The sequence below is a fragment of the Nonomuraea sp. B208 genome (assembly GCF_057536035.1).
The window spans coordinates 120,507-146,920 of the sequence record NZ_BAAJOU010000019.1 but is presented as its reverse complement, the minus strand read 5'-3'; the positions used below and the strand labels follow the sequence as shown (position 1 = coordinate 146,920).

The window sequence follows — 26,414 nt, the reverse complement described above, 5'->3', positions numbered from 1 at the left end:
GCCGTCAGCTTTCCAGGTGGCGGAAGGCCACGTGCGCGGACTCCACGCTGTGCCGGAGCGTGCGCTCCAGCGTGTCGGCGTCGTCCGCCAGCTTCTCCAGCTCCGCGAGCGCGAGCCCGTCGGCGCCCGACTCGGCCAGCAGCTCCTCGTAGCGCGGCAGCCGCGTCCGCAGCTCCTCGATCTGGGCGTGCGCGTGGTAGGCGCGCTCGGCCTCGCGTACGCGGTCGGCGTAACGTTCCAGAGCCTCGACGCGGGCGACCACCGCCGCCTCGCTGGCGGACAGGGCGCGTTCGAGCGGCTGGAGCACCGGGGCGACCTCGGGCGCGAGGCCGCGTTCGTGCAGCTCGCGGTGCTCGCGGCGGAGGGCGGAGAGCTTGGCCAGCAGGCGGGCGATCTCCCATTCCTGCGCGGGCAGCATGACGGCGTTGCCCGCGTCGTCGAGCAGGCCCTCGGCATTGACGTGGGAGCGCAGCACCGCGCCCACCGCGCGCTGCGCGCGGCCCAGCACGAGCCGCGCCTCCTGGTCGAAGTCCTCGCCGAGGAGGTAGCGGCCGTCGTACCAGCGGGCCTGCTCGTAGACCTGGCGTTCGTGGGGGCGCTCGTCCTCGGGCGGCTCGCTCATGGAGGCGATCTTCACGAGGACGACGAAGACGAACGTGCCGAGCAGCACGAACCCGGCCGGCGCGAACGGCGAGTCGAGCAGGACGGCCATGAGGGCGATCACCACCGGGGTGGCGGCCAGCAGCAGGGTGCTGGAGGAGCCGCGGCGTGGCCGGCGGGAGTCGCAGGAGGAGTCGCGGGGCGTCCATCCGGCGCGCATCCTGGACAGCAGCGAGGCGTTGACGCGTAACAGCCCGGCGACTTCCGCCGGAACCGACGGATCGACGACCACACCCACGCTCTGTCCTGGCACCCTGGCGCCCCCCAAGCTCGGTATGTGGATATTACGTAACAATCCGCTCGCGTGTCAGCCTCGAATGTCGCCGGGCGTACGGGTTTCAACCATCGTCCTGCTGGATCTCCCACAGCGCGGTCTCGGGGATGCCCGCCTTGACCAGCAGCTCCCAGGCGGCCCGCCGCTCGCGCGGATCGGCGAGCACGGCGCGCAGGAGGGGCCGCAGCCGCGCGTGGTCGGCGCCGCCCTCCGCCCACAGCGCGCCGAGCGCCTGGTGCACGGCCGGCGAGCGGACCGCGGCCGTGCGCAGCAGCTCCTCCAGGATGGCCAAACGGTCCCGGTACGGCAGGGGCCGCCCCTCCCCCAGCGCGCGCAGCAGCAGGTCGAGCAGGCGGCGGTGGCGGGGACCGTGCCCGGTGGCGACGGCGACGACCGCGTCCCCCATCCCCGTGGGATCGTCGGCGCCGAGCACGACGTCCTCCACGCCGTTCTCCATGACCCGCCGCGCCGACAGGGCGGTGACCAGGCCGTTCCATCCCTCCTCCCCGAGCTGGCCCTTCCACAGGTGGGTGAAGGACGACCAGCGCTCGGCCGCGTCGGGTCCCGGCAGCAGCGCCGAGACGCGGACCGGCCCGTCGGCGGCGGCCACCACGAGCAGCGCGAGGTTCGCCGAGTACGCGGCCAGCCGCCGCGCCAGGCTGTGCCGCACCGGGCGGAAGCCGGTGAAGTGGCGGCGCCCGGTCTCGTGCAGGGAGCGGCGCAGCAGCCCGGACAGCTGCTCGACACAGCGGGCCCGGATCTCGGGCGGCACGTCGTCGAGCAGGTCGATGACGAACCCGACGATCGGCCCGCGCTCGGCCAGGCAGGAGTGGGAGATGACGGCGTAGAGCAGGTCGTCGTCCACGCTCTGCACGAGCGCCAGGGGCTCGTCGCCGGCCTGGCTGCGCCTGCGGTCGAGGTCGCGCAGCGCGTAGACGGCCAGCCAGGCGACCAGGAAGTCGCCGAAGGTGGAGTGCAGGAAGGCGTGGCCGCCCCTGCGGACGAAGAAGAACCGCTCGGTGGCCCTGCGCGCCCAGCCCGCGCGGGCCGGCCGGTCGGGGTCGGCGTCCGCCGGGTCGTCCTCGCCGCCGTGGCACAGGGCGGGCAGGTCGCGTTCGAGCGCCTCGTCGGTGATGACCTGGCGGCCGCGGGCCAGCATGGACAGCGCCGCCGCGCCGAGCAGCACCAGCTCCTGGTCGATGACCACCCGGCCGGCGCCGCCGGTCTCGCGTTCGGTGAAGTCGCGCAGCAGCACCTCGTACAGGCGGGAGCGCTTGAGCGGGCGCCGCCGGGGGTCGTCCTGCTGCGCGGCGTTGCCGCCGGCGTCGTAGAGGGCGAGCAGGAGCAGCAGCAGCGGCTGGCGGGCCATCTCGCCGTGGGCGAGCGCGGCCTCGGCGGGCAGCGGCGTGAGGTCGCGGCGGGCCAGCAGGGCGCGGTTGGCCTGGTCCCAGATCTCCAGCCACTGGCGTACCTGGTCGTCCTCGAACGGCAGGAGCCGCAGCGCCAGCAGCCCGTCGGGGAAGCGGATGCGCTCGGCCACGACCGTGCGGCTGGTCACGATGACGGCGGCGGGGCGGCCGAGCCCGGCCTCGCGGCGCTGGAACTCCTCCACGCGGGCGAGGTAGTCGTAGCGGCCGGCGCCGCCGAGCAGCAGCTCGTCCAGCCCGTCGAGGAGGATCACCGGCTGCGCGCCGCCGGCGGCCTCCACGAGGTCGCCGTAGGAGACCTCCTCGCCGAGCACGGCGGCGATGGCCTGTTCGATCTGCTCGGTGACGTCCGCGCGCGGCGCGACCCCCTGCAGGTCCACCCGGATCGGCAGGAACTCCGAACGGGCCAGGCGGGCGGCCAGCACCTCGGTCAGCTTGGTCTTGCCCGAGCCGGGGTCGCCGAGCACGAGCAGCGGCGCCCGGGTGGCGCGCAGCGAGGTGAGGTGCCCGACGAGGAACGCCTCGGTGTCGGGCAGCAGCCGCTGGTCCTCCCACCAGCCGTCGAGCGTGGGCGAGGCGTCGCGGGTCAGCTCGGCCACCCGGCAGCGCGGGGTGAGGTAGCCCTCGCCGAGCAGCGGCAGGTAGACGTCCTCGGGCAGCTTGCCGGCCAGCAGGAGCGGCTGGTCGAGCAGGTTGGCGGCCATCCTGGCCAGGTGGACCATGGGGCGGTCGCCGACGCGGGGCGGCGCCAGCTCGGCCAGCAGCCACGCCACCCTGGACAGCGCGGTGGAGGGCTGGGGGCGCTCGGTGACCAGGCTGCGCACGCCGAACTCGTGGCTGTCGAGGGCCAGCGAGCGGTAGTTCTCGTCGTAGACGCGCAGGGCGTGGGCGGGCGGGCCCTCGGCCAGCATCCGGGGCAGCAGGATCTGGTCGTCGTGGCTCAGCTCGTCCCAGACGGGCAGGCCGGCGGCGTAGCCGGCCAGGGCCTCCGACATGCGCGCGTAGGCACGTTCCACCGCCTGGCGGGTCTCGCCGAACGGGACGTGCGGCTCGGGGGTGGGCAGGCGCTCCAGCATGAGGGCGGCCATCAGGCGGGCGAAGCGCTCGGGGGTCGGCACGCCGCGCGCGATCTTCTCGGTGCGGTCGAGCTGCTCCAGCGTGAACGGCAGCTTGGCCTCGCCGAGCGCCTCGAAGTAGGCGGAGACGACGATGACGGCGTGCGCGGCGGCCAGGCGCTGGGTGCGGGTGTGCCGGTCGACGCCGCCGCGCAGCTCCGGCAGGCGGCCGAGGACGTCCTCGCCGTAGCGGACGACGGAGGCGCGCATGTCGGCCACGCCCATGACGAGCTGCCCGGCGCCGGCCAGCGGCCACCCGCTGCGCTCGGCCGCCGCGGCGAACCCGATCACCTTGGCCAGCCTGCCGTCCTTGCAGCCGAGGATGCGCAGGGCGTCGGCGTAGCTCGGGGTCTCGATCATGGCCTTCTCCCGGGGGCTGGGGTTGTCCCGTCAGCGCTGGGTGCGGCGGTCACATTCCTTTCATGCCCGTTTCATCGCCTCGGCGATCTCCGGCAGGGCGGCGGGGTCCTCGATCGTGGACGGGGTGGTGTACGGGCGGTCGTCGGCGATGTCACGCATGGTGCCGCGCAGGATCTTGCCGGAGCGGGTCTTCGGCAGCCGGGCGACCACGACGGCGCGGCGGAAGGCGGCGACCGGGCCGATGCGCTCGCGTACCAGGGCGACCAGCTCGCGCTCCAGCTCCTCGGGGTCGCGCTCGCAGCCGGACTTGAGGACCGCGAAGCCGACCGGGACCTGTCCCTTGAGCTCGTCGGCCACGCCGATGACGGCGCATTCCGCGACGTCGGGGTGGCCGGCGAGGACCTCCTCCATGGAGCCGGTGGACAGCCGGTGCCCGGCCACGTTGATGACGTCGTCGATGCGGCCCATGACGTAGAGGTAGCCGTCGGCGTCGAAGTGGCCGCCGTCGCCGGTCAGGTAGTGGCCGGGATGGCGGTCGAGGTAGGAGGAGCGGAAGCGGGCCTCGTCGCGGTAGAGGGTGGGCAGGGCGCCGGGCGGCAGCGGCAGCTTGACCGTGACCGAGCCCTCGACGCCGGGCAGGCAGTCGTTGCCGTCGGCGTCCAGGACGTGCACGTCCCAGCCGGGCACGGGCTTGGTCGGGGAGCCGGGTCTGGCCGGCAGGGTCTCGATGCCGACGCAGTTGGCGGCGATGGGCCAGCCGGTCTCGGTCTGCCACCAGTGGTCGACGACGGGGACGCCGAGCAGGCCGGCGGCCCAGTGGTAGGTGTCGGGGTCGAGGCGTTCGCCGGCGAGGAAGAGGTGCCGCAGCCCGGACAGGTCCCACTTTTTCGCGAATTCTCCGGAGGGGTCCTCCTTCTTGATGGCGCGGATCGCGGTCGGCGCGGTGAACAGCGTCCGCACGCCGTGCGTGGCCACCACCCGCCAGTACGCGCCGGGGTCGGGGGTGCCGACGGGCTTGCCCTCGTACAGGACGGTCGTGCAGCCGGCCAGCAGCGGGGCGTAGACGATGTAGGAGTGGCCGACGACCCAGCCGACGTCGGAGGCCGCCCAGAAGACCTCGCCGGGGGCGGCGCCGTACACGTTGGCCATGCTCCAGTGCAGCGCGACGGCGTGGCCGCCGTTATCGCGCAGCACGCCCTTCGGCGAGCCGGTGGTGCCGGAGGTGTAGAGCACGTAGAGCGGGTCGGTGGCGGCCACGCTCACGCAGGGGGCGGGCGCGGCGTCGCGCACGGCCGCGGCCCAGTCGAGGTCACGGCCCTCGGTCAGCTCGGCCGGGCACTGCGGGCGTTGCAGGATCACGCACCGCTCCGGCCGGTGGGCGGCCTCCTCCAGCGCCGCGTCCAGCAGCGGTTTGTACGCCACCACCCGGCTGGGCTCAATGCCGCACGAGGCCGACAGCACGACCTTGGGCCGGGCGTGGTCCACGCGCACCGCCAGCTCGCGGGCGGCGAACCCGCCGAACACCACCGAGTGCACCGCCCCGAGGCGCGCGCAGGCCAGCATCGCGACCACGGCCTCGGGCACCATCGGCATGTAGATCACGACGGTGTCGCCGGCGCCCACGCCGAGGTCGCGCAGCATGCCCGCGGTCCGCGCCACCTCGTCGAGCAGCTCGGCGTAGCTGAGCACGCGCACGGCGCCGGTGACCGGGCTGTCGTAGATGAGCGCCGGCTGCCCGCCGCGGCCCGCGGCCACGTGCCGGTCGAGCGCGTTGTGGCAGGTGTTGAGCCGCCCGTCGGGGAACCAGCGGCCGTCGGGGCCGAGGACCGTGGCCGGAGCCACGTCCCAGTCGATGCCGCGGGCCGCCTCGGCCCAGAACTCCTCGGGATGCCGGATGCTCCGCAGGTACGTCTCGTCATAACCAGCCACTTATCGATCAGACCAGCCGCCGGGGCCCCGGCGCAAGTGTCCGGCCCGGCGGCGGCCTGATCGTCTGGACGGTCAGCCGGCCGACAGCACCAGCCGGACGGCGAAGGTGCGGTACCCGGCCCGCTCGAACGCCTTCACCATCGGCACGTTGCCGAGGTCGGTGTCGGCCGCGATGCGCTCCACGCCCCGCTCGGCGTGAGAGCGGGTGATCTCGCCGAGCAGGTCGTCCACGTAACCGTGGCCGCGGTGCTCGGGCACGACGCCGAGGTAGCCGACGACGGGCCCGGCGTTGTTGGCCGACGGCAGCGCGACGCCCACCAGGGAGCCGTCGGCGGCCGAGTACGCCAGCCGCCACCACGACCGGTCCCCCGGCATCTCCCGGTAGTCGGCGACGTCCTGGCGCGCCTGCTCCTCCGGCGTCATGGTGCGCAGGGCCGTCCGGGTGGTGTGGTCGAGCGTTCCCTCCGCCACCCGGCGGAACGCCGCCACGAACGCCTCGTCGTCGTCCTCGCCACGGAAGACCAGCCGGCCCGACGGCTCGGGCACGGCCTCGTCGGCCGTCCAGGCGAACCGCAGGCGCTCCAGCTCGTCGGTGAGCCCGGCGCGGCCGGCGGCCTCCTTGCGCCAGCCGAGCCCGGCGGTGGCCTTCGGGTCCTCGCGCCAGCCCTCGGACAGGAACACGTGGTACGCCGGGCGGTCGCCGAACGCGGCGTGGCCGCGCTCCAGCAGCTCGGCGGCCAGCGCGACCCGGTCGCGGACGGACGGGTGGACATGGACGCAGTCGAGGGCGAGCGGCCGCCCGCCGGGGAAGCCCCACCAGACGGCGCGGGCCAGGATGTCGCCGGTGTCCTCGTCGAGGGCCAGCCAGATGTGGTCGTAGCGGTAGTTCCCGCTCTCCAGGAACGACAGGAGGCGGTCAGGGTGGGCCCAGCTGACGGACTCGTCGACGACGCAGCCGAGCAGGCGGTCTAGGTCGTCGCCGACCGCGGTACGGAAAAGCACGATTCCTCCGAGAAGGGGAAGAGGGCGCGCGGAGCGCCCGGGGCAGTGCCGAACATCTCAGCGCCTCCTTTCTTCCGACTTTTCGGCGTCAGCGGGCACTGTATCGCAAAGAACGCGAAAGGATGGGCTCGTGAGGTCCTACGACGACGAGACGCTGCCCCTGCAGCCGCCCATCCGGCTGCCCGACGAGGCCACGCTGGCCGCGGCCGTCCGCGCCGCGCCCCTGGCCGAGGAACTGGGGGCGGAGGGCGGCGACGCCGAGGTGCTGGCCGCCTGGGCGGACCACTGCAGGGAGCGGCTGGCCGCCGACGAGGGGCTGCTGGTGGAGCTCATCCGGCTGTTCCTGTCCCGTGAGCCGGTCAAGGGCGAGGCGCCCGAGACGCTGGCGGGGCTCGGGCTGGTGCGGACGGCGGAGCCGTACACGCTGAGCTGGCTCGGCCTCTGGGCGGCCCGGCTGATCATCGCCGACACCACCGGGCAGGAGATCCCCGTCATGGGCTCGCTCGCCGGCGCCGACGCGGCCACGCTGCTGCACGCGCTGCGCTCCTACCCCGAGGCCGAGCGTGACGAGGAGCTGGCCGGCTGGCTGAAGGGCCGCGACCGGGACGACGCCGTCGCCTCCCTGGCCGCCGCGCTCGCCACGGTGAGCCCGCTCAGCCGGGCGGTCGGCGTCGAGGTGCTCTCCCACGACCTCGGGGACGAGGGCAGGCACGCGCTGCTGCGGCTGCTGGAGGAGCCGAAGCTGGGCGCGGTGGTCGCGGCCAGGACGGCGAACCCGCAGCGGCAGCCGGTGCCGGAGGAGATCGCGTGGGTGCTGGTGGACATGGCGGCGGCGCTGCTGGAGTTCGGCGACGCGCCGGACGAGGTGATCAAGTCGATCGCCATGGGGATGAACTCCGAGGAGCAGGCCGCGACGATCGCGATCCTGGCGTTCGGCGACCATCCGTGGACCGGGCGGGTGCTCCAGGTCTTCATCGACCACCATCCGGACGAGCGGATCGCGGCCGCCGCCAGGAAGGCGCTGCGGCGGCTGCGCGGCCTGTCGGACCTCCGGGGATGAGACCGCGCGTGAGCCCGTGATCCGGTCGTGATCGGCGGCCCGCCGGTGACGGTAGAGTCGGCTCGGTGACGAAGCATACGATCTCCCCGCAGAACAGCATCCTCGGTGAGGCGTTCGCCTGCGCGTGCGGCGTCATCCTCGGCGGCCGGATGACGGCCGAGCTCCACGCGGCCGAGAACAACCTCTGCTCGGCCTGCCTCGGCTCGGCCGAGGAGGAGGTCGCCCCGGGACTGTCGCGCGGCTGCACGTCGTGCGCGGGCAGCGGGCGGCGCAAGGAGCAGATCACCTGGCAGCTCGCCCACGCCGAGGCGGAGAACCTCATCACCATGAGCGTCGTACGCGGGATCGTGGCCCGCTTCGACGGGCCGTTCCGCCTGTCGGAGATCGCCGACACGGTGCGCACCGGCCTCGGCCTGCCCGCCGGGCGGCTGCCCGTGGGCCCGCGGGTGCGCGACCTGCTGCTGCAACTGCAGGCCGCGGGCGAGATCGCCATGCTGTCGGCCCCTGACGAGATGCTGGGCACCGACATGGTCCTCTACCGCGACCCGCAATGGCAGCGCGCCCGCACCCTCGGCCTTTGACGCCTTCTCCCGTCCGTCAGCCTCGGGCCTTCGCGGTGAACGGGAGTCTCGGGTCCTTCATCGCCGAGGTCGGGCCTCCACGGCGTTCAGCGCGGTCATGAAACGGGTGAGAAGCGGCCCCATGTGCCCGGCCTGCCAGACCAGGTGCAAGGTGGTGGCGGTGCCCGCGAGCCGTCGTGGTGTCACGCCCTCCCGGTGCAGCACTCGATAGGAGTCGGCCATCACCGCCGCGCCGAAACCGGCGGCGACCAGCGCGAGGATCGTCTGAACGGTCCGGCCCCGCGCGCCGACGCGCGGCACGATCCCGGCGTGGTGGCACAACGAGGTGATCTCGTCGTGCGCGTGGGGGGCGGCCTCCCGTGGCCACAGCACCAGGGGGATCTCACCGAGCACGGAGACCGGCGCCGGCTCACGGGTCTTGGCGAGCGGGTGCCCGGACGGCAGGAAGAGGGTCAGCGGCTCGCGCGTCCAGACTCGGGTGGCGAGACGGGCGTCGCGGACCGGCAGCCGCTGCACTGCCACGTCGAGGCCGCCGTCCAGGATGCCGGCCGACATCTCGGCGTCGTCGAACAGCTCCACCAGGGACAGCTCGACGTCGGGGAGCTCTGCGCGCAGCCGGCCGAGTGCGTCCCCGAGTGCGCCGTTGATGCCCGATCCGGCGAACCCGACCGTCAGCCGGCCGGTCTTGCCCTCGGCGGCCAGCCGTACGTCGTGCAGAGCGGCTTCCGCGTCGGCCAGCATGCGCACGGCCCGCCGGAGCAGCGCCTCGCCGGCAGTGGTGGGAACGAGGCCGCGGCCGGCGCGGGTGAACAGTTCGGCTCCCAGGCGTCGTTCGAGGTCACGTAGCTGCCGGCTCAGGGTCGGCTGGGTCAGCCGGAGGCGGCGAGCGGCCGCGCTGACCGATCCTTCTTCGGCGATCGCGACCATGTATCCCAGCAGCCGCAGATCCATCCATGCCTCCACAGCATGGACGCTATATCGATCGATGCCTCGAAGTGGGCAAACATGGTCCTCCGGTGAAGGATGGAGCCGTACCGAAGTCCTGGAACGCCGGAGCCGTCGTGAAACACCTTGGAGTTCTCGCCCACAGCACGGGAGGAGCCGCCCTGTGCTTCCTCGACTTCTGTGAGGAGGGATTCCGCCGGACCGGTCGCAACGAGCATCCCGACGTCACCATGGACTACATCGCCTTCGGCTACAGCATGCCCGCCTGGGACAGCGGAGATCACGCGGCCGTCCGGGCCACCCTGGCGACCAGCGCGCAGCGGCTCGCCCGGGCCGGCGCCGACTTCTTCGTCTGCCCGGACAACACCGCCCACCTGGCGCTGGAGGCACCGGGGCCGGACCTCCCGCTGCCGGGCCTCCACATCGCCGAGGTCGTCGCGGACCAGGCAGCGGCCGAGGGGCGCACCCGTGTCGGCGTGCTGGGCACCAGGTACACGATGGACGGGCCGCTGTACCCGCGGGCGCTGGCCGCCCGCGGGATCGCCGCGGAGCTGCCGGACGCCGACGACCGCCACCTCGTCAACGAGATCATCTTCACGGAGCTGGTGAACGGCGTGATCAGCGAGGCGTCGCGCCAGGAGTATCTGCGCGTCATCGAACGACTGGCCGGCCGGGGCTGCGACGCGGTCGCGCTCGTCTGCACCGAGATCCCGTTGCTGATCACGCCCGATGTCTCCTGCCTGCCGACGTTGGACTCGACCCGCCTGCTGGCCCGCGCGGCCTACGACGTCGCCGTCGGCGAGCGCGCGATGCCGGACTGGCGCGGCGGCCCTCGATGAGCCCGGGACACCCCGGAACGGAGCGGGCGAGGACGCCGACGAGATCGAGGACGGGTTGCGGCGCTCCCGCCAGGTGGTGCCCTGCCTGAGCGCCGCGAGAGGCGGGCCCGCCACGCCGGCAGGACCGAGTGGGGGCACTCTCTCGAGGAGGGGCCGTACGCGGTCAGGCGCGGCAGATGAGCTCGCCGTGCGGGACGGACAGCCAGCCGTCCTCGGCGGCCGCCCAGGCGCGCCAGCCCGCGGAGATGCGCCGCAGGTCCGCCTCGGTGGCGGCGCCTGTGGCGAGGGCCTGGTCGGCCATGGCCGAGCCGAGAATGCGCTCCGCCCACATGCCGCCCCACCAGGCGCGGTCGTCCGGGGTGGCGAAGCACCAGGTGGAGGAGGTGGCGGTGACGTCGGAGAAGCCCGCGGCGCGGGCCCACGACAGCAGCCGCCGGCCGGCGTCGGGCTCGCCGCCGTTGCCCCGCGCGACCCGCTGGTAGAGGGCCAGCCACTCGTCCAGCTCGGGCAGCAGGGGCCACCAGGCGAAGGCCGCGTAGTCGCTGTCGCGGACGGCGACGTACCCGCCGGGCTTGGTCACCCTGCGCATCTCGCGCAGCGCCCGTACGGGGTCGCCGACGTGCTGCAGCACCTGGTGGGCGTGGACCACGCAGAACGTGTCGTCCTCGAACGGCAGGTCGTGCACGTCGGCGACGGCGAAGTCCACGTTGGTCAGGCCGCGGGCGGCGATCTCGGCCCTGGACAGCTCCAGCGCGTCCGCGCTGACCTCCGAGGCCGTGACGTGGCCCGTCAGGCGGGCCAGGTCGGCGGTGATCGTGCCGGGGCCGCTGCCGATGTCCAGCACCTTCATGTGCGGCTTGAGGTGGGGCAGCAGGTACGCCGCCGAGTTCTCCACGGTGCGCCAGCGGTGTGAGCGCAGCACCGACTCGTGGTGGCCGTGCGTGTAGACGGCGGTCGCCGGACGGTCCATCGCCAAACTCCTTCGTTTCGCCTCGGATGCCGTCACCCTAGCGCGTATCTCACTATTCAAGAGAGAACGTCTTACTATCCGAGACACAACTCTCGCGGCCCTACACTGGGACACAAGGAGCTTCACAGGAGGAACCGTGGGAGAGGTCCGGCCGATCGTGCACGTCGGCGACCCCGTGCTGCATCGTCCGTGCGAGCCGGTCACCCGGTTCGGCGAGGAGCTGGCGGCGCTGGTCGACGACATGTTCGCGAGCATGTACGCGGCGGAGGGCGTGGGCCTGGCCGCCAACCAGATCGGCGTGCCGCTGCGGGTCTTCGTCTACGACTGCCCCGACGCCGACGGCGTGCGCCACAAGGGCGTCGTCGTCAACCCGGCGCTGGAGCCGCCCGGCCTCGGCGAGCGCCGGCTCGACACCGGCGACGAGGGCTGCCTGTCGGTCCCCGGCCAGTACGCCCCGCTCCCCCGCCCCGACCGGGCCACCGTCCACGGCTTCGACGCGGCGGGCGAGCCGGTCACGGTGACGGGCACCGGCCTGCTGGCGCGCTGCCTGCAGCACGAGAGCGACCACCTCGACGGACGGCTCTACATCGACCGCCTGCCCGCCAAGCGCCGCAAGCAGGTGCTGGCCGCCTACCGGGCGACACTATCCGCGATAGCGGACAATTCATCGCTATAGTGGAGGAATGACGGGCGAAAGTGTGCTGTCCAGCGGGCTGTCCATGGCCGAGCTGGGGCAGCGGGTCCGCGCCGAGCGGCGGGCGCGCGGGCTGTCGATCGAGCGCCTCGCCGACCTGGCGGGCGTCAGCCGCAGCATGGTCTCCGACATCGAGCGCGGCGCCAAGACGCCGACCGTGCTCGTGCTCGACCGGCTGGCCACGGCGCTCGGCACGTCCATCGCCCGGCTGCTGGACGAGCCCGCGCACGGCGCGATGCGGGTGCTGCGCCACGCCGACCAGCGGGTGCTGCGCGACCCCTCCGGCTGGGAGCGGCGAGTGCTGTCGCCGGTGCTCGGCGACGTGGAGTTCGAGTTCATGCGCACCACCATCGGGCCGGGCGTGGACGCCGGCGAGTTCGCGCCGCACGCGCCAGGGTCGCGGGAGTACCTCGCGGTCGAGCGCGGCAGCCTGCGGCTGACGATCGACGGGCGGGCGCACACGCTGGAGACCGGCGACTCGGCGTACTACCCGGGCGACCTCCGCCACGCCTTCGCCAACGACGGCGCCGGCACGTGCGTCTACTACCTCGCCATGGAGCTGGGCACCCCCGGCCACCTGAACCATCACGAACCAACTTGGAAGGGACAGCTCGATGACTGACCTGCGCGCCGCCGGTGAGCGGGCGGCCGCCCTCGTGGCCGCGCACCTCGCGGGCGTGCCGGACGGCCCGGTGTGGCAGCCGGTCCCCGACGGCGAGCGCGCCTGGCTGAGCGGCCAGGAGCTGCCCGCCGACGGCCGGCCGCTCGACGACCTGCTCGCCGACGTCCGCGCGCACGTGCTGCCGCACCCGATGGGCAACGGACACCCGCGCTTCTTCGGCTGGGTCAACTCCCCGCCCAACCCGGCGGGCGTGCTCGTCGAGCCGCTGGCCGCCGCGCTCAACCCGAGCTGCGCGGGCGGCGACCACGCCGGGCCGCACCTGGAGCGGGCCGTGGTGCGCTGGCTGGCCGAGCTGACCGGGTTCCCGCATCCACCCGGCGGCGGGCTGCTGACCAGCGGGGCGTCCATGGCCACGATCGTGTGCCTGGCCGCCGCCCGGCAGCGGGCCGCCCTCGCCGACGGATGGGACGCGCGCGAGGAGGGCCTGGCCGGACGGCCGCCGTTCGTCCTCTACGTCACCGAGGAGGGGCACAGCTGCCTGCACAAGGCGGCCCAGTTGCTCGGGCTCGGCGCGCGGAACGTACGGACCGTGCCGGTGGACGCGGCCTACCGGATGGACGTGGCCGCGCTGCGCGCGATGGTGGCCGAGGACCTGGCGGCGGGGCGGCGGCCGTTCTGCGTGGCGGGCAGCGCGGGCACCGTCAACTCCGGCGCGGTGGACCCGCTCGACGCGATCGCGGACGTGGCGGCCGAGCACGGGCTGTGGTTCCACGTGGACGGCGCCTACGGGGCGCTCGGCGTGCTGGCCGAGGGCGCGGCGCCGCACTACGCGGGCCTGGACCGGGCCGACTCGCTCGCCCTGGACCCGCACAAGTGGCTCGGCGTGCCGGTCGGCTGCGGGTGCGCGCTGCTGCGCGACCCGGGGGCGGCGCGGGCCGCCTTCAGCCTGGTGCCGTCGTACCTGGTGGACGACAACGCGGGCGACCTGGGCTGGCTCGCCGAGTACGGGCCGGAGCAGACGCGACCCTTCCGCGCGCTGAAGACGTGGGCGACGCTGTCGTCCCTCGGCCGTTCCGGCGTGGTCCGCCTGGTCGAGCACACCACGGGTTTGGCCCGTACGCTGGCGGCGATGGTGGAGCGGGCGCCCGACTTCGAGCTGCTGGCGCCGGTGGTCACGTCGATCACCGCCTTCCGGCACACGCCGGCGTGGAGCGGCGACCCGGACGCGCTCAACCGGGCGATCCCGGTCGCGGTGCAGGCGCGCGGGAACGCGTTCCTGACCGGCACCCGCCTCGGCGGCCGGGACGCGCTGCGGGCCTGCTTCCTGCACCCGGACACCACCGAGCGTGATCTGGAGATCCTCCTGGACGAGATCCGCGTGGCGGCCAAGGGCCTTTGAGCAGGTGGGGTGAGGTGCGGCCCGCTGCGGGTAGGGGGCGTCTGACATCCGTTCGGCAGAAGGAGGTCCCCATGGCGAGGACCGTGGCAGACGTGATGACAAGGGACCCGGCGGCGGTCGAGGCCGAGCAGCCGGTGTCCGTCGCGGCGGCGCTGATGCGCGAGAACGACGCCGGGGCGGTGATCGTCAACGAGAACGGGCGCATGCAGGGCATCGTCACCGACCGCGACATCGCGGTGCGGGTGGTGGCCGACGACAAGGGGCCGGAGACGCCGGTCCGCGAGGCGTGCAGCGCCTCCGTCGAGGCCGTCGGGCCCGACACCGAGATCGACCAGGCGGTCCAGCTCATGCGTACGCACGCGGTGCGCCGCCTGCCGGTCGTCGAGGACGGCCGCGCGATCGGCATCGTGAGCCTCGGCGACCTGGCGATGGAGCGCGACCAGAACTCGGCGCTCGCCGACATCTCCGCCGCCGAGGGCAACCGCTGAGAGAACTGTCGGTCGCGGCGGTTAGCGTGGCCGCGTGTTCACAGTCGAGGATGTACGACGGTTCGCGAGCACCCTGCCGCGCTCGTCGGAGCACCTGATCCGGGACCGCGTGAAGTTCCGGGTAGGCAAGATCGTCTACGTGGCCTTCTCGCGGGACGAGACGCTCATGGGCTTCGGGTTCCCCAAGGAGGAGCGCGAGGCCCTGGTGGCGGCGGAGCCGGCCAAGTTCCTGCTGCCGCGCGAGTCCGACCTGCGCTTCCACTGGGTGGTGGCGCGCACCGCCGCGCTCGACGTGACGGAGATGCGTGAGCTGGTGCTGGACGCGTGGCGCATGTGCGTGCCCAAGAAGGTCCGCGCCGAGCAGGAACTCCTCGCCGCCACCCGCCCGGCCCCCTGACCGCCCCGCCCGGCCCTCTCTGACCGCCCCGTCCCGGGCCCTCTGACCGCCCCGCCTGCCTGGGACGGGAGGCGGGTCAGGGGGCCAGGGCGAGGCGGTCGAGGCCGAGGGCGCTGATGAGGAGGCGTTCCTTGCGGTTGCCGAGCAGGCGGGCCGTCCAGTCGGTGAAGCCGCCGTCGCCCACCTCCATCCCGTCCGCGTACACCTTGAAGCACAGCCCGCTGTAGTAGCCCCTGCCGCTCTCCCGCCCCGGGTCGGGGGTGCCGCCGAGGGCCGCGGCGACGCGCTCGAAGCGTTCGTCGAGCACCGTGACCCGGGCCTCGGGCTCGCCCGCGCCGCACGCGCGCACCGCCTCGCCCATGATGGCCAGGTGCTCGGCGGCGTGCTGTCGTTCGAAGGCGTGGTCACCGGTGTCGCGGCCGGCGGTCACCAGCGCGAACAACGTGAAGTGCGCGAAACGGGCGGCCCCTTCGACGTGCTGGGCCCGCACGACCCGCTGCACGGCGGCCAGCCGCACCGGCTCGGTCCCGCCCGCGGCGCGGCGGCGGACCGCCGCCTCCAGGGCGAGGGCGTTGGTGGGGTCGGCGGCGACCTCGCCGTTCCTGACGGTCGCGATCACCTTGTTCTGGTCGACGGTGGCGAGGGCCGAGCACGCGCCGAGCGGCGCGACCGGGGACAACACGACGGGCTCGAAGCCGGGCGGGAGCGCCGACAGCGCGGCGTCCTCGGCCCGCCGCAGGTCACGGAGCGCGACCGCGCCGGGCGCGGCGAAGCGGTCGTTGCCGTAGCGGCGCAGCACGTCGGCGGGCGAGAGCGCGCCGGCCCTGCGCCGCATGACCTCCAGCAGCAACGTGGTGAGGTCCGCCCCGGACAGCCGTTCGGCCAGGACGTCGAGGATCTCGGGTCCGCCCGCCTGCCGCAGGACGCGGTCGAGTGCAGCGGTCGTTCGCTCAGCCATCCTCCATGCCTACCTGATCTTGGCCGGCGCCCGCGAACGCTTTTCCGCGCGCGCAGGCCGGGTCAGGACGTGGCGTCGCGGTAGAGGCCCCTGGTGAGGTCGGTGATGCGTTTGACGGAGGCGCTCCACGTGCCGCCCGCCGGGTGCGCGGTCAGCACCGCCATGACGTACCGCTCCCCCGGGCCGACCAGGCCGGTCGTGTGCAGCACGGGGCGGCCGTAGTCGGGCACGCCGGAGCCGGCGGCGCGCTGGGCGATCCACGAGACGGGCGCGCCGAGGGCCCTGGCGTCGCGGCAGCGGGTGGGCGGCGTGGTGCCGAACCCGGACCAGCCCTGCTTGACGGCGTGGGGGCGGGGCACCGCGTCGGGGATGCCGAAGGTCTGGTCGAAGCCGTCGGTGCCGCAGGGGGCGGCCCTGCGCAGGTGGCCGAGGATGGTGTCGCGGACCCGGGCGTCGGCCCTGTCGAGCAGGTAGCGGTAGGTGCGGACGACGTCGTACGCGCTGAGCGAGGTGTAACCCCAGAAGCCGGGCTTGGACGCGGGCGGCGGCGTGGTGTCGGCGAGGCCGAGCCGGCGCGCGGTGCGCACGATGATCTGCCCCTTGCCGCCCCGGTCCCAGAGGGTGGAGGCGGCGTCGTCGTCGCTGGCTCGCAGCATGACCTTGAGCAGGTCGGCGTCGGCCCTGGGCACGCTCTTGCGCCGCTCCAGGTAGTCGATGGCGATGAGGATCTTCACCACCGACGCCGAGCGGTACTTGCGGTGGGCGTTGCGCGCCGCGACGAACCTGCCCGCCTGCCGGTCGAAGACCACCCAGGCCGCCGTCGTCCCCACGGGCACGCGCGGCGGCCCTGCGGTCACCGCTGCGGCGGGCGGGGCGAGGGCGGCGAGGAGGGGGACGGCCGCCACCGCGGCGGCCAGGGAGGTGATGCGCATTCGCCTATAACTACCAGATCCGGCACCGGCACCCTTGACCTTCCCACCGAAGCGGGTATAAACACAGAAGAAACCAACTCGAAACGGCGGTGAATCAACATCATGTACGCCGAGGAGCGGCAGCAGGAGATCCTGCGGAGAGCGCGCGCCGCCGGCCGCGTCGACGTGGTGACGCTGGCCGCCGAGCTCGACGTGACCACCGAGACGATCCGCCGCGACCTCACCGCGCTGGAGCGGGCGGGGGTGCTGCGCCGGGTCCACGGGGGCGCGATCCCCGTCGAGCGGCTCGGCTTCGAGCCGGCGCTGTCCACCCGCGACGAGGTGATGACGACCGAGAAGGAGCGCATCGCCAAGGCGGCGATCGCCGAGCTGCCCGAGGACGGCTCGGTCATCATCGACGCCGGCACCACCACGGGCCGCCTGGTGCAGGTGCTGCCCGCCGACCGCGAGCTGACCGTCGTGGTCAACTCGCCGCCGCTGGCGACGGCCCTCGCGGCCCGGCCCAACCTGCACGTGATCGTGCTGGGCGGGCGGCTGCGCGGCAACACGCTCGCCACCGTGGACGACTGGGCGCTGCGCCCGCTGGAGCACCTCAACGTGGACGTCGCCTTCATGGGCACCAACGGCTGCTCGCTGGACCGGGGCCTCACGACGCCCGACCCGGCCGAGGCGGCGATCAAGCGGGCGATGGTCCGGGCGGCGCAGCGCAGCGTCCTGCTCGCCGACCACACGAAGTTCTCCAACACCTACCTGGCGACGTTCGCCGAGCTGGCCGAGATCGACGTGGTGGTCAGCGACACCGGGCTCGACGCCGCGCTCGCCGCCGACCTGGCCGCCGCCGGGCCGGAGGTGATCCGGGCGTGATCCTGACGCTGACGCTCAACCCGAGCCTGGACCGTACGATCGAGGTCGCCGCGCTGCGGCGGGGCGAGGTGATCCGCGCCGCCGCGGCCCGCCTCGACCCCGGCGGCAAGGGCGTGAACGTCTCGCGCGCGCTGCTGGCCAACGGCGTGGCGGCGCGGGCGGTGGTGCCGTTCGGCGGGGACGAGGGCCGCCAGCTCGTCGGGCTGCTCGCCGCCGAGGGCCTGGACATGGTGACCGTCCCGGTGACCGGGCGCACCCGTTCCAACGTCACGCTGGCCGAGCCCGACGGCACCGTCACCAAGATCAATGAGCCGGGCACCGCCCTGTCCCCCGCCGAGCTCGACACCATCGCCGAGGCGGTGCTCGCCGCCGCCCACACCGGCGGGCAGGGCGCGGACTGGGTGGTCGCCTCCGGCAGCCTGCCGCCCGAGGTGCCCGCCGACGTCTACGCGCGGCTGTGCCGCCGGTTCGCCGAGGCGGGCATCGAGGTCGCGGTGGACACCAGCGGGCCGGCGCTGTCGTACGCGCTCGCCGCCGGGCCCGCCCTGGTCAAGCCGAACCTGGAGGAGCTCGGCCAGGCCACCGGCCGGCCCCTCGCGTGCCTCGGCGACGTGGTGGAGGCCGCGCGGGCGCTGCGGGCGGCGGGCGCGCGGGCGGTCCTCGCCAGCCTGGGCGCCGACGGGGCCGTGCTCGTCGAGGACGGCGGCGTCTGGTACGGCCGGGCGCCGGCCATCGAGCCGCGCAGCTCCGTCGGCGCGGGTGACGCCATGCTGGCCGGGTTCCTCGCCGCGGGCGGGCACGGGCCGGAGGCGCTGGCCCGCGCGCTGGCCTGGGGCGCGGCGGCGGCCGGGCTGCCCGGCAGCCGCATGCCGGGGCCCGCCGACATCGACCCGGCGGTCACGGCGGCAGGCCCGCCCGACCCGGCGTGCCCGCTCGCCGTCCCCTTCGTCCCGCCCGCCGAACCGCCCGCCGATCCGTCCGCAGTCCTCTCCCCTGGCCCCTCCACCACGAACGCACCCGCTCCTCTGCCGTAGCCCGGCCGCCCCGGCCGGGCACCGGCTGCCGAACATCTGCTCAACCCCCCGAAGGAGCAAGTCCATGGCCGACACTTACACACCCCCGGTCGCCGGCACCGGCGTCAAGGCCACCATCCAGCGCATCGGCGGCCACCTGGCCGGGATGATCATGCCGAACATCGGGGCGTTCATCGCCTGGGGCCTGATCACCGCGTTGTTCATCCCGACCGGCTGGCTGCCCAACGAGACCCTCGGCAAGATGGTCGGCCCGATCATCTCGACCCTGCTGCCGGTCCTCATCGCCTACACCGGCGGCCGGATGGTGCACGGTCAGCGCGGAGCGGTCGTCGGCGCGGTGGCGGTGATGGGCGTCGTGGTGGGCACCGACGCGCCGATGTTCCTGGGCGCCATGATCATCGGCCCGCTGACGGCCTTGATCCTGAAATATGTGGACAAGTTCACCGAGGCGCGTACCCGAGCGGGCTTCGAGATGCTGGTGGACAACTTCTCCGCCGGCATCGTGGGCGCCGCGATGGCGGTGGTCGGCTTCCTCGCCATCGGCCCCGTCGTCCAGACCATCACCACCGCCGCAGGACAGGCCGTCGAGTGGCTGATCACCAACAACCTGCTGCCGGTCGCGTCGCTGCTCATCGAGCCGGCCAAGGTGCTGTTCCTCAACAACGCCATCAACCACGGCGTGCTCAGCCCGCTCGGCGTGGCCGAAGCGGCCGAGACCGGCAAGTCGATCCTGTTCATGCTGGAGTCGAACCCCGGCCCCGGCCTCGGGCTGCTGCTGGCCTACCTGCTGTTCGGGCCGCGCGCGCTGCGCCCCAGCACGCCGGCCGCGATGATCATCCACTTCTTCGGCGGCATCCACGAGATCTACTTCCCGTACGTGCTCATGAAGCCGCGCCTCATCGCGGCCGTCATCCTGGGCGGCGCGGCCGGCGTGTTCACCTTCATGATCACCGGGGCGGGCCTGGTCGCCACCCCGTCGCCGGGCAGCATCTTCGCCTACATCGCGGTCACGCCCAAGGGCGGCTGGCTGGCCTCCAGCCTCGGCATCCTCGTGGCCGCCGCCGTGTCGTTCGCCGTCGCCGCCGTCCTGCTGGGCTTCGGCAGGGGCGAGAAGAAGGACGGCGAGGACGACCCCGCCACCACAGGCGCCGAGACCGGCGCCGAACCTCTCACCAGCAAGGAGGCCTGACCCATGGCCGGCATCGACAGCAAGGACATCCACAAGGTCATCGTCGCCTGCGACGCCGGGATGGGCAGCAGCGTGATGCTCGCCTCCCAGCTCCGCAAGCAGCTCAAGGACAGCGGCGTCACCGTGGAGCACACGCCCGTCAACTCCATCCCGCACGACGCCGACGTGGTGGTCTGCCACACCGGCCTGGCCGCCCGCGCCCGCGCCGCCGCTCCCGGGAAGGTGCTGGTGTCGTTCCAGGTCTTCCTCGGCGACCCGGCCGTGACCAAGCTGGTCAACACCATCAAGAACGGCGGCGTCGTCGATGCCTGACCTGCTCGACCCCCGCGCGGTGCTGCTGCACGAGCGCGCGCCCGACCGCGAGGCGGCGATCCGCCGGTGCGGGCGGGCGCTGGTCGAGGTGGGGGCGGTCGCCGAGCCGTACGTCGCGGCGATGCTCGAACGCGAGCGGTCCATCTCGACCTACGTCGGCGAGGGGGTGGCCATCCCGCACGGGACGAACGCCTCCAAGGACGCCATCCTGCGCGACGCACTGTGTTTCGTACGCTTCCCGGACGGAGTCGACTGGGACGGCGAACAGGTCACGGTCTGCGTCGGCATAGCCGCCCGCGAGGGCGGGCACGTACCCCTGCTGGCGGCGCTGGCCGAGATCCTCATGGATCCGGACCGCGCCAGGACGCTGCGCGAGGCCACCGAGGTCGCGCAGGTGATGAAGGAGCTCACGCTATGAAGGTCGCCAGGTTCCACGCCCCGGGCGACATCAGGATCGAGGACGCGCCCGAGCCCGTCGCCGGGCCGGGCGAGCTGAAGATCCGGGTCCGCAACTGCTCGACCTGCGGCACCGACGCCAAGATCTACAAGTTCGGGCACCACCACATCGTGCCGCCCCGGGTCATGGGCCACGAGATCGCCGGGGAGGTCGTGGACAGCGGCGCCCGCGTGCAGGTGATCGCGGCGATCCCGTGCGGCTCGTGCCCCGAGTGCCTGCGGGGCCGCCGTACGGTCTGCCCCAACCAGGAGTCGATGGGCTACCACTACGACGGCGGCTTCGCCGAGTACATGATCGTCCCGGCGAAGGTGCTCGCCGTCGACGGCGTCAACGCCATCCCCGAGAACGTCGGCTTCGCCGAGGCGTCGGTCGCCGAGCCGCTGGCCTGCGTGCTGAACGGCCAGGAGCTGGCCCGCGTCGGTCCTGGCGACGACGTGGTGGTGATGGGCGCCGGCCCGATCGGCTGCCTGCACGTACGGCTGGCGCGGGCGCGCGGCGCGGCCCGGGTGTTCCTCGTGGACGTCAACGCGCAGCGGCTGGCGATGGCCGAGGAGCTGGTGCGCCCGGACGCCGCGATCGACTCCGACCCGGTCGACCAGGTGCTCAAGCTGACCGGCGGCCGGGGCGCGGACGTCGTGATCACGGCGGCGGCGTCCGGCGCGGCCCAGGAGCAGGCGGTGCGGATGGCCGCCCGCCAGGGACGGATCAGCTTCTTCGGCGGGCTGCCGAAGGACGACCCGGTCATCGCGCTGGACGCCAACCTGGTGCACTACCGCGAGCTCACCATCGTCGGCGCGAACGGCTCCAGCCCCGCCCATAACGCCGCCGCGCTGCGGCTGGTGTCGGAGGGCGCGGTGCCGGTGGCCGACCTGATCACCCACCGGCTGCCGCTGCCGCGCGTGCTGGACGGGATCGATCTCGTCAGCCGGGGCGCGGCCATCAAGGTCACCATCGAACCCTGACACCTGGAGGCTTTCGTCATGTCACAGCGAACGGTGGCCGTGGCCTCGGCGAGCGGGCTGCACGCCCGTCCCGCCAAGCTGTTCGTGCAGGAGGCGGCGCGCCTCGGCGTGCCGGTGACGGTACGGCTCGGCGAGAAGGCGGTGCCCGCCCGGAGCATGCTGGGCGTGCTGTCCCTGGGGGCCGTCCAGGGGACGGAGGTGACGCTGGAGGCGGACGGGCCGGGGGCCGAGGAGGCGCTGGACGCACTGGCGGCGCTGCTGTCGCGCGACCTGGACGCGGACACGGAAGAGGCTCTCGATGCCTGAGACGGGGTCTGCGACGGGACCTGACACGGGGTCTGGGACGGGACCTGGTGCGGGGCCCGAAACGGGGTCTGAGACGGGACCTGGGACGGGGCCCGAGACGGGGTCTGAGACGGGACCTGGGACGGGGCCCGAGACGGGGCCGGGGACGGGTTGGGCCGGGCCCGGGGGGCGGCTGAGCGGGCTCGGGGTGAGCCAGGGGCGGGCGGCCGGTCCGCTGGTGCGGATGGCCGGCCCGCCGAGCCTGCCCGCGCCGCGGCCGGTCGCCGATCCGGAGGCCGAGGCCGCCACCGTCGTCAAGGCGCTGGAGGCGGTGACCGCCGACCTCAACCGACGGGCCGCCGCCGCCCGCACCGGCGCGAGCGCTGGTGAGGGCAGCGGCGCGGGCACTGGCGGAGGCGCTGGCGGAGGCGGAGGCGGAGACGGAGGCGGAGGCGCTGACGGAGGCGGAGGCGCTGACGGAGGCGCGGGCGCTGGCGGGGGCGGAGGCTCGGGCGGGGGCGGAGGCTCGGGCGGGGAGGCGGCGGAGATCCTGGAGGCCCTCGCCATGATCGCCGACGACCCCATGCTCCGCGAGGAGGCCGAGAGCCGCGCCAGGGGCGGCGCCGACGCGGCCCACGCCCTGGACGCCGCCTTCACCGGCCACCGGGACGCCCTGGCCGCCCTGGGCGGCTACCTCGCCGAGCGGGCCGCCGACCTCGACGACCTCAAGCACCGCGCGGTGGCCGCCGCCCTCGGCCTGCCCATGCCGGGCCTGCCCGATCCCGGGCATCCGTACGTGCTGGTCGCCGGGGACCTCTCCCCCGCCGACACCGCCGGACTGGGCCCGGACGTGCTGGCGCTGGTCACCGAGCGGGGCGGCCCGACGAGTCACACGGCGATCCTGGCCCGCGCGCGCGGCCTGCCCGCCGTGGTCGCCTGCCCGGCGGTCGCGGACGTCCCCGACGGCACGATCGTCGGCGTGGACGGCGCGAGCGGCGAGATCGCCCTCGGTCTCACCCCGGAGCAGGCGGCCGAGGTGATGGAGCGCGACCGCGCCGAGCGGGCCAGGCTGGCCGCCGCCACCGGCCCCGGCAGGACCGCCGACGGCCATCCGGTCAGGCTGCTGGCCAACATCGGCTCGGCCGCCGACCTGCGGCCGGGGGCGGAGGGCGTGGGCCTGTTCCGTACCGAGTTCCTGTTCCTCGACCGCAAGCAGCCGCCCTCGCCGGAGGAGCAGACGGCCGCGTACGCCGAGGTGTTCGAGCGGGCCGAGGGCCCGGTGATCGTGCGGACCCTGGACGCGGGCACCGACAAGCCCCTGCCCTTCCTCGGCCTGCCCGAGGAGCCCAACCCGGCCCTGGGCGTGCGCGGGCTGCGTGTGGACCGCCTGCTACCCGATGTGCTCGACGCGCAACTCGCCGCGATCGCCGAGGCGGCGCGCGCGACGGGCGCGGACGTGCGGGTGATGGCGCCGATGGTGACGACGCCCGCGGAGGCGGCCGGCTTCGCCCGCCGGGCCCGCGCGGCGGGCATCGCGCAGGTCGGTGTGATGGTGGAGGTACCTGCCGCGGCGCTGCGGGCCGCCGAGGTGCTGCGCGAGGTGGACTTCCTCAGCATCGGCACCAACGACCTGGCCCAGTACACCTTCGCCGCCGACCGCCAGCATCCGGCCCTGGCCGACCTGCTCGACCCGCGCCAGCCCGCCCTGCTGGGGCTGATCGAGGCGTGCGCGGCCGCGGGACGGGAGGCGGGCAAGCCGGTCGGCGTGTGCGGCGAGGCGGCGGGCGATCCCGCCGTCGCCCCGCTGCTGGTGGGCCTGGGGGTGACGAGCCTGTCCATGGCGCCGTCCTGCGTCCCGCTGGTCCGCGAGGCACTGGCGCGGCTGACGCTGGAGGAGTGCAGGGAGTTGGCCCGAGAAGCGCTGGCCTGACCAGGCCCGGCGCGACCGGCCTCGCCTGACCGGACCCGCGCCACCAGACCCACCTGACCCGGGCCCACCTCACCTGGGCCCACCTCACCCGGGCCCACCTCACCCGGGCCCACCTCACCCGGGCCCACCTCACCCGGGCCCACCTCACCCGGGCCCACCTCACCCGGGCCCACCTCACCCGGGCCCACCTCACCCGGGCCCACCTAGCCGGCGGGCGCCGGCTCGTGGGCCCGGAGTTGGAGGGTGTCGCCGGTGACGTCCACCGTGACCTTGCCGCCCTCGGTGACCTCGCCGGTGAGCAGCATGGTGGACAGCCGGTTGTCCAGCTCACGCTGCACCGTACGACGCAGCGGCCGGGCGCCGAACTCGGGCTGGTAGCCGCGCTGGGCGAGCCAGTCCTTGGCGGCATCGGTGACCTCCAGCGTGATGTTCTGGCCGCGCAGCCGCTGCCGGGTGCGCTCCAGCAGCAGGTCCACGATCTGGCGGAGCTGATCGCGTTCGAGGCGCTTGAAGATGATCGTCTCGTCGATGCGGTTGAGCAGCTCGGGCCGGATGGAGCGGCGCAGCAGCTCCATGAGCCGCCCTTCCAGCGTGCCGGGGTCGCCGGCGGCCTCCAGGATGAGCTGCGCGCCGATGTTGCTGGTCATGATGACGACGGTGTTGCTGAAGTCGACGGTACGGCCCTGGCCGTCGGTGAGGCGGCCGTCGTCGAGCAGTTGCAGCAGGATGTTCATGACGTCGGGGTGGGCCTTCTCGATCTCGTCGAGCAGGATCACGCAGTGCGGGCGGCGCCGTACGGCCTCGGTGAGCTGCCCGGCCTCCTCGTAGCCGACGTAGCCGGGCGGCGCGCCGATGAGCCGCGAGACCGTGTGCCGCTCCTGGAACTCGCTCATGTCGACGCGGACCATGTGGTCCTCGCCGCCGAACAGGGCCGCGGCCAGCGCCCTGGCCAGCTCCGTCTTGCCGACGCCGGTCGGGCCGAGGAACAGGAAGCTGCCGATGGGCCGGTTCGGGTCCGACAGCCCGGCGCGGGCGCGGCGGACGGCCTCGGCGATGGCGGTGACCGCCTCGTCCTGGCCGATGACCCGCTCGTGCAGGTGCTCCTCCAGCCGCATGAGCCGGTCGCGCTCCTGCTCGGTGAGCTGGGTGACGGGGATGCCGGTGCGACGCGAGACGACCTCGGCGATGTCCTCGACCATGACCTGCGGCACGTCGTCGTGGCCGCGGCGGGCGCGCTCCAGCTCGGGGCGGAGCTTGTCGATCTGGGCGGTGATCTCCTTGGCCCGGTCGAAGTCGTCGGCGGAGACGGCCTGGTCCTTGTCGCGGCGCAGCGCGTCCAGGCGTCCTTCAAGCTCGCGTACGTCGCTACCGGGCGTGCGGGCGCGCAGCCGCACCCGGGCCGCGGCCTGGTCCATGAGGTCGATGGCCTTGTCGGGCAGGAAGCGGTCGGTGATGTAGCGGGCCGACAGGGTGGCGGCCGCGTCCAGTGCCTCGTCGGTGATGCGGACCTGGTGGTGGGCCTCGTACGCGTCGCGCAGCCCGGCCAGGATCTCGACCGTCTGCTCCACGGTCGGCTCGGCGACCAGGATCGGCTGGAAGCGGCGTTCGAGCGCGGCGTCCTTCTCGATGTTCTTGCGGTACTCGTCGATCGTGGTGGCGGCGATGACGTGCAGCTCGCCGCGGGCCAGGGCGGGCTTGAGGATGTTGGCGGCGTCCATACCGCCCTCGGCCGAGCCGGCGCCGACGAGCGTGTGCACCTCGTCGATGAAGACGATGATCTCGTCGGCGTGCGCGCGTACCTCGTCGATGACCTTCTTGACGCGCTCCTCGAACTCGCCCCTGTACTTCGACCCTGCCACCATGCCGGTCAGGTCCAGGGCGATGACCCGCCGGTCCTTCAGGGTGTCGGGGACGCTGCCGTTCACGATGCGCTGGGCGATGCCCTCGACGATCGCGGTCTTGCCGACGCCGGGCTCGCCGATCAGGCACGGGTTGTTCTTGGTGCGGCGCGAAAGGACCTCGATGGACTGCTCGATCTCGTCCTCGCGGCCGACGACCGGGTCGATGCGGCCCTGGCGGGCCTCCTCGGTGAGGTCGCGGCCGTACTCGTCGAGCGACGGGGTGTCGCCGCCGCGGCGGGCGCTCTCGCCTGGACGGGCCGCCGCGGTGGCGAGGGCCTGCTGCAGCTCGTTGGCCGAGACGCCCTGCTCGCGCAGCAGGCGGGCGGCGGTGGAGTCGGGGTTGGCGGCCAGCGCGAGCAGCAGGTGCTCGGGCCCGATGTACGACGACTCCAGCGCCCGCGAGATCCGCTGCGCGTCGAGGATGGCCCGTTTGGCGGCCGGCGAGAGCGTGGTGGGCGGCTCGGTGGCCTCCCCCGGCCCGGCGAGCTCGTCGGCCCGGTCGCGCAGCCGTTCCACGTCCACGCCGGCGGCGCGCAGCAGCGACCGGGTGGAGTCGGTGTCGATGAGGGCGTCGAGGAGGTCGAGCACGTCCAGGTCGGGGGCGCCGCGCTGCCCGGCCCCCTCGACGGCGCGTTGCAACGCCTCCCTTGCCGAGGCGCTGAGCAGCCGGCCGACGTCCACCCGCTGGACGCCGGGCCGGGACGGCGGCCAGCCCTCCATGCCGCCGAACACCCGGCCCGTCAGCTCCTCGAACCCTCTGAACGGGTCTCCGCCGAAAAACGACCTGAACGGCATGTCCGCCATGGATGTCCCCTTTCACGTTCCGAA

At 73.9% G+C, this 26,414-nt stretch carries 25 protein-coding genes and 1 pseudogene; 17 read left to right on the top strand and 9 right to left on the bottom strand.

What is annotated here, in order from left to right; genetic code table 11:
* Positions 1 to 4: 4 nt before the first annotated feature.
* The 4 genes from AC27IY_RS14540 to AC27IY_RS14525 form a co-directional block, all read right to left on the bottom strand.
* Positions 5 to 898 carry a hypothetical protein gene (locus AC27IY_RS14540; RefSeq protein ID WP_344206123.1) on the bottom strand — a complete coding sequence of 298 codons (894 nt, stop codon included), beginning with the start codon at positions 896 to 898 and terminating at the stop codon, positions 5 to 7.
* Positions 899 to 998: 100 nt separating this feature from the next.
* Entirely contained in the window at positions 999 to 3,836 is a 2,838-nt protein-coding gene (locus tag AC27IY_RS14535) for an NACHT domain-containing protein (protein ID WP_487178256.1), read from the bottom strand.
* Between the two features lie 60 nt (positions 3,837 to 3,896).
* Positions 3,897 to 5,765: a propionyl-CoA synthetase gene (locus tag AC27IY_RS14530; protein WP_487178255.1), complete on the bottom strand. Its 1,869-nt coding sequence runs from the start codon at positions 5,763 to 5,765 to the stop codon at positions 3,897 to 3,899.
* 72 nt (positions 5,766 to 5,837) lie between these two features.
* Entirely contained in the window at positions 5,838 to 6,767 is a 930-nt protein-coding gene (locus tag AC27IY_RS14525) for a GNAT family N-acetyltransferase (RefSeq protein ID WP_487178254.1), read from the bottom strand.
* Between the two features lie 130 nt (positions 6,768 to 6,897).
* Here AC27IY_RS14525 and AC27IY_RS14520 point away from each other — a divergent pair, with 130 nt between their 5' ends.
* Positions 6,898 to 7,827: a hypothetical protein gene (locus tag AC27IY_RS14520; protein ID WP_423447395.1), complete on the top strand. Its 930-nt coding sequence runs from the start codon at positions 6,898 to 6,900 to the stop codon at positions 7,825 to 7,827.
* Positions 7,828 to 7,892: 65 nt separating this feature from the next.
* On the top strand, positions 7,893 to 8,408 hold the full coding sequence (locus AC27IY_RS14515) for a hypothetical protein (RefSeq protein WP_091084726.1): 516 nt from the start codon (positions 7,893 to 7,895) through the stop codon (positions 8,406 to 8,408).
* 57 nt (positions 8,409 to 8,465) lie between these two features.
* Here the strand turns inward: AC27IY_RS14515 and AC27IY_RS14510 are convergent, their stop codons facing one another.
* The gene (locus AC27IY_RS14510; protein ID WP_487178253.1) at positions 8,466 to 9,371 is read right to left on the bottom strand and encodes a LysR family transcriptional regulator; all 906 of its coding nucleotides are present in this window, start codon (positions 9,369 to 9,371) and stop codon (positions 8,466 to 8,468) included.
* 98 nt (positions 9,372 to 9,469) lie between these two features.
* Here AC27IY_RS14510 and AC27IY_RS14505 point away from each other — a divergent pair, with 98 nt between their 5' ends.
* Positions 9,470 to 10,192 (top strand): aspartate/glutamate racemase family protein, encoded by a 723-nt coding sequence (locus tag AC27IY_RS14505; RefSeq protein WP_487178252.1) that lies wholly within the window; start codon positions 9,470 to 9,472, stop codon positions 10,190 to 10,192.
* A 163-nt stretch (positions 10,193 to 10,355) separates the two neighbouring features.
* Here the strand turns inward: AC27IY_RS14505 and AC27IY_RS14500 are convergent, their stop codons facing one another.
* Positions 10,356 to 11,162: a class I SAM-dependent methyltransferase gene (locus AC27IY_RS14500; RefSeq protein WP_487178250.1), complete on the bottom strand. Its 807-nt coding sequence runs from the start codon at positions 11,160 to 11,162 to the stop codon at positions 10,356 to 10,358.
* Positions 11,163 to 11,298: 136 nt separating this feature from the next.
* On the opposite strand from AC27IY_RS14500, the gene def reads away from it, so the two are divergent.
* The 5 genes from def to AC27IY_RS14475 all read left to right on the top strand — a co-directional run bounded on the left by def (position 11,299) and on the right by AC27IY_RS14475 (position 14,762).
* Positions 11,299 to 11,838, top strand: a complete 540-nt coding sequence (gene def / locus AC27IY_RS14495) for a peptide deformylase (RefSeq protein WP_487178249.1) — start codon at positions 11,299 to 11,301, stop codon at positions 11,836 to 11,838.
* A gap of 7 nt (positions 11,839 to 11,845) precedes the next feature.
* Complete coding sequence (locus AC27IY_RS14490) at positions 11,846 to 12,478, top strand: helix-turn-helix domain-containing protein (protein ID WP_423471730.1); 633 nt, start codon at positions 11,846 to 11,848, stop codon at positions 12,476 to 12,478.
* Positions 12,471 to 13,877 carry a pyridoxal phosphate-dependent decarboxylase family protein gene (locus AC27IY_RS14485; RefSeq protein ID WP_487178248.1) on the top strand — a complete coding sequence of 469 codons (1,407 nt, stop codon included), beginning with the start codon at positions 12,471 to 12,473 and terminating at the stop codon, positions 13,875 to 13,877. Before AC27IY_RS14490 ends, AC27IY_RS14485 begins: the two co-directional genes overlap by 8 nt.
* Before the next feature lie 71 nt (positions 13,878 to 13,948).
* On the top strand, positions 13,949 to 14,365 hold the full coding sequence (locus tag AC27IY_RS14480) for a CBS domain-containing protein (protein WP_344206097.1): 417 nt from the start codon (positions 13,949 to 13,951) through the stop codon (positions 14,363 to 14,365).
* Between the two features lie 34 nt (positions 14,366 to 14,399).
* Positions 14,400 to 14,762, top strand: coding sequence for an MmcQ/YjbR family DNA-binding protein (locus tag AC27IY_RS14475; protein ID WP_364456224.1), 363 nt, complete (start codon positions 14,400 to 14,402; stop codon positions 14,760 to 14,762).
* Between the two features lie 76 nt (positions 14,763 to 14,838).
* On the opposite strand, the gene AC27IY_RS14470 is transcribed toward AC27IY_RS14475, so the two are convergent.
* On the bottom strand, positions 14,839 to 15,720 hold the full coding sequence (locus AC27IY_RS14470; RefSeq protein ID WP_487178247.1) for a hypothetical protein: 882 nt from the start codon (positions 15,718 to 15,720) through the stop codon (positions 14,839 to 14,841).
* A gap of 62 nt (positions 15,721 to 15,782) precedes the next feature.
* Positions 15,783 to 16,652: a hypothetical protein gene (locus AC27IY_RS14465; RefSeq protein WP_487178246.1), complete on the bottom strand. Its 870-nt coding sequence runs from the start codon at positions 16,650 to 16,652 to the stop codon at positions 15,783 to 15,785.
* 102 nt (positions 16,653 to 16,754) lie between these two features.
* On the opposite strand from AC27IY_RS14465, the gene AC27IY_RS14460 reads away from it, so the two are divergent.
* From AC27IY_RS14460 to AC27IY_RS14420, 9 genes and pseudogenes are all read left to right on the top strand, one after another.
* Positions 16,755 to 17,516, top strand: coding sequence for a DeoR/GlpR family DNA-binding transcription regulator (locus AC27IY_RS14460; RefSeq protein ID WP_091084708.1), 762 nt, complete (start codon positions 16,755 to 16,757; stop codon positions 17,514 to 17,516).
* Positions 17,513 to 18,550, top strand: coding sequence for a 1-phosphofructokinase (pfkB, locus tag AC27IY_RS14455; RefSeq protein ID WP_487178245.1), 1,038 nt, complete (start codon positions 17,513 to 17,515; stop codon positions 18,548 to 18,550). The genes AC27IY_RS14460 and pfkB overlap by 4 nt, the downstream gene beginning before the upstream one ends.
* Before the next feature lie 64 nt (positions 18,551 to 18,614).
* Positions 18,615 to 19,739 (top strand): mannitol-specific PTS transporter subunit IIC, encoded by a 1,125-nt coding sequence (gene mtlA / locus AC27IY_RS14450; protein WP_364456232.1) that lies wholly within the window; start codon positions 18,615 to 18,617, stop codon positions 19,737 to 19,739.
* A 3-nt stretch (positions 19,740 to 19,742) separates the two neighbouring features.
* Entirely contained in the window at positions 19,743 to 20,051 is a 309-nt protein-coding gene (locus AC27IY_RS14445) for a PTS lactose transporter subunit IIB (protein WP_487178244.1), read from the top strand.
* Positions 20,044 to 20,469: a PTS mannitol transporter subunit IIA gene (locus AC27IY_RS14440; protein ID WP_364456235.1), complete on the top strand. Its 426-nt coding sequence runs from the start codon at positions 20,044 to 20,046 to the stop codon at positions 20,467 to 20,469. The genes AC27IY_RS14445 and AC27IY_RS14440 overlap by 8 nt, the downstream gene beginning before the upstream one ends.
* Positions 20,466 to 21,470 (top strand): zinc-dependent dehydrogenase, encoded by a 1,005-nt coding sequence (locus AC27IY_RS14435; protein WP_344206083.1) that lies wholly within the window; start codon positions 20,466 to 20,468, stop codon positions 21,468 to 21,470. The genes AC27IY_RS14440 and AC27IY_RS14435 overlap by 4 nt, the downstream gene beginning before the upstream one ends.
* 18 nt (positions 21,471 to 21,488) lie before the next feature.
* The gene (locus AC27IY_RS14430) at positions 21,489 to 21,776 is read left to right on the top strand and encodes an HPr family phosphocarrier protein (RefSeq protein ID WP_344206081.1); all 288 of its coding nucleotides are present in this window, start codon (positions 21,489 to 21,491) and stop codon (positions 21,774 to 21,776) included.
* 187 nt (positions 21,777 to 21,963) lie between these two features.
* Positions 21,964 to 23,685 (top strand): phosphoenolpyruvate--protein phosphotransferase, encoded by a 1,722-nt coding sequence (gene ptsP, locus AC27IY_RS14425; RefSeq protein ID WP_487178243.1) that lies wholly within the window; start codon positions 21,964 to 21,966, stop codon positions 23,683 to 23,685.
* Between the two features lie 53 nt (positions 23,686 to 23,738).
* A pseudogene (locus AC27IY_RS14420) lies at positions 23,739 to 23,855 on the top strand (pentapeptide repeat-containing protein); the annotation flags it as partial.
* A 33-nt stretch (positions 23,856 to 23,888) separates the two neighbouring features.
* Here the strand turns inward: AC27IY_RS14420 and AC27IY_RS14415 are convergent.
* Positions 23,889 to 26,390, bottom strand: coding sequence for an ATP-dependent Clp protease ATP-binding subunit (locus tag AC27IY_RS14415; protein WP_487178242.1), 2,502 nt, complete (start codon positions 26,388 to 26,390; stop codon positions 23,889 to 23,891).
* Positions 26,391 to 26,414: the final 24 nt, after the last annotated feature.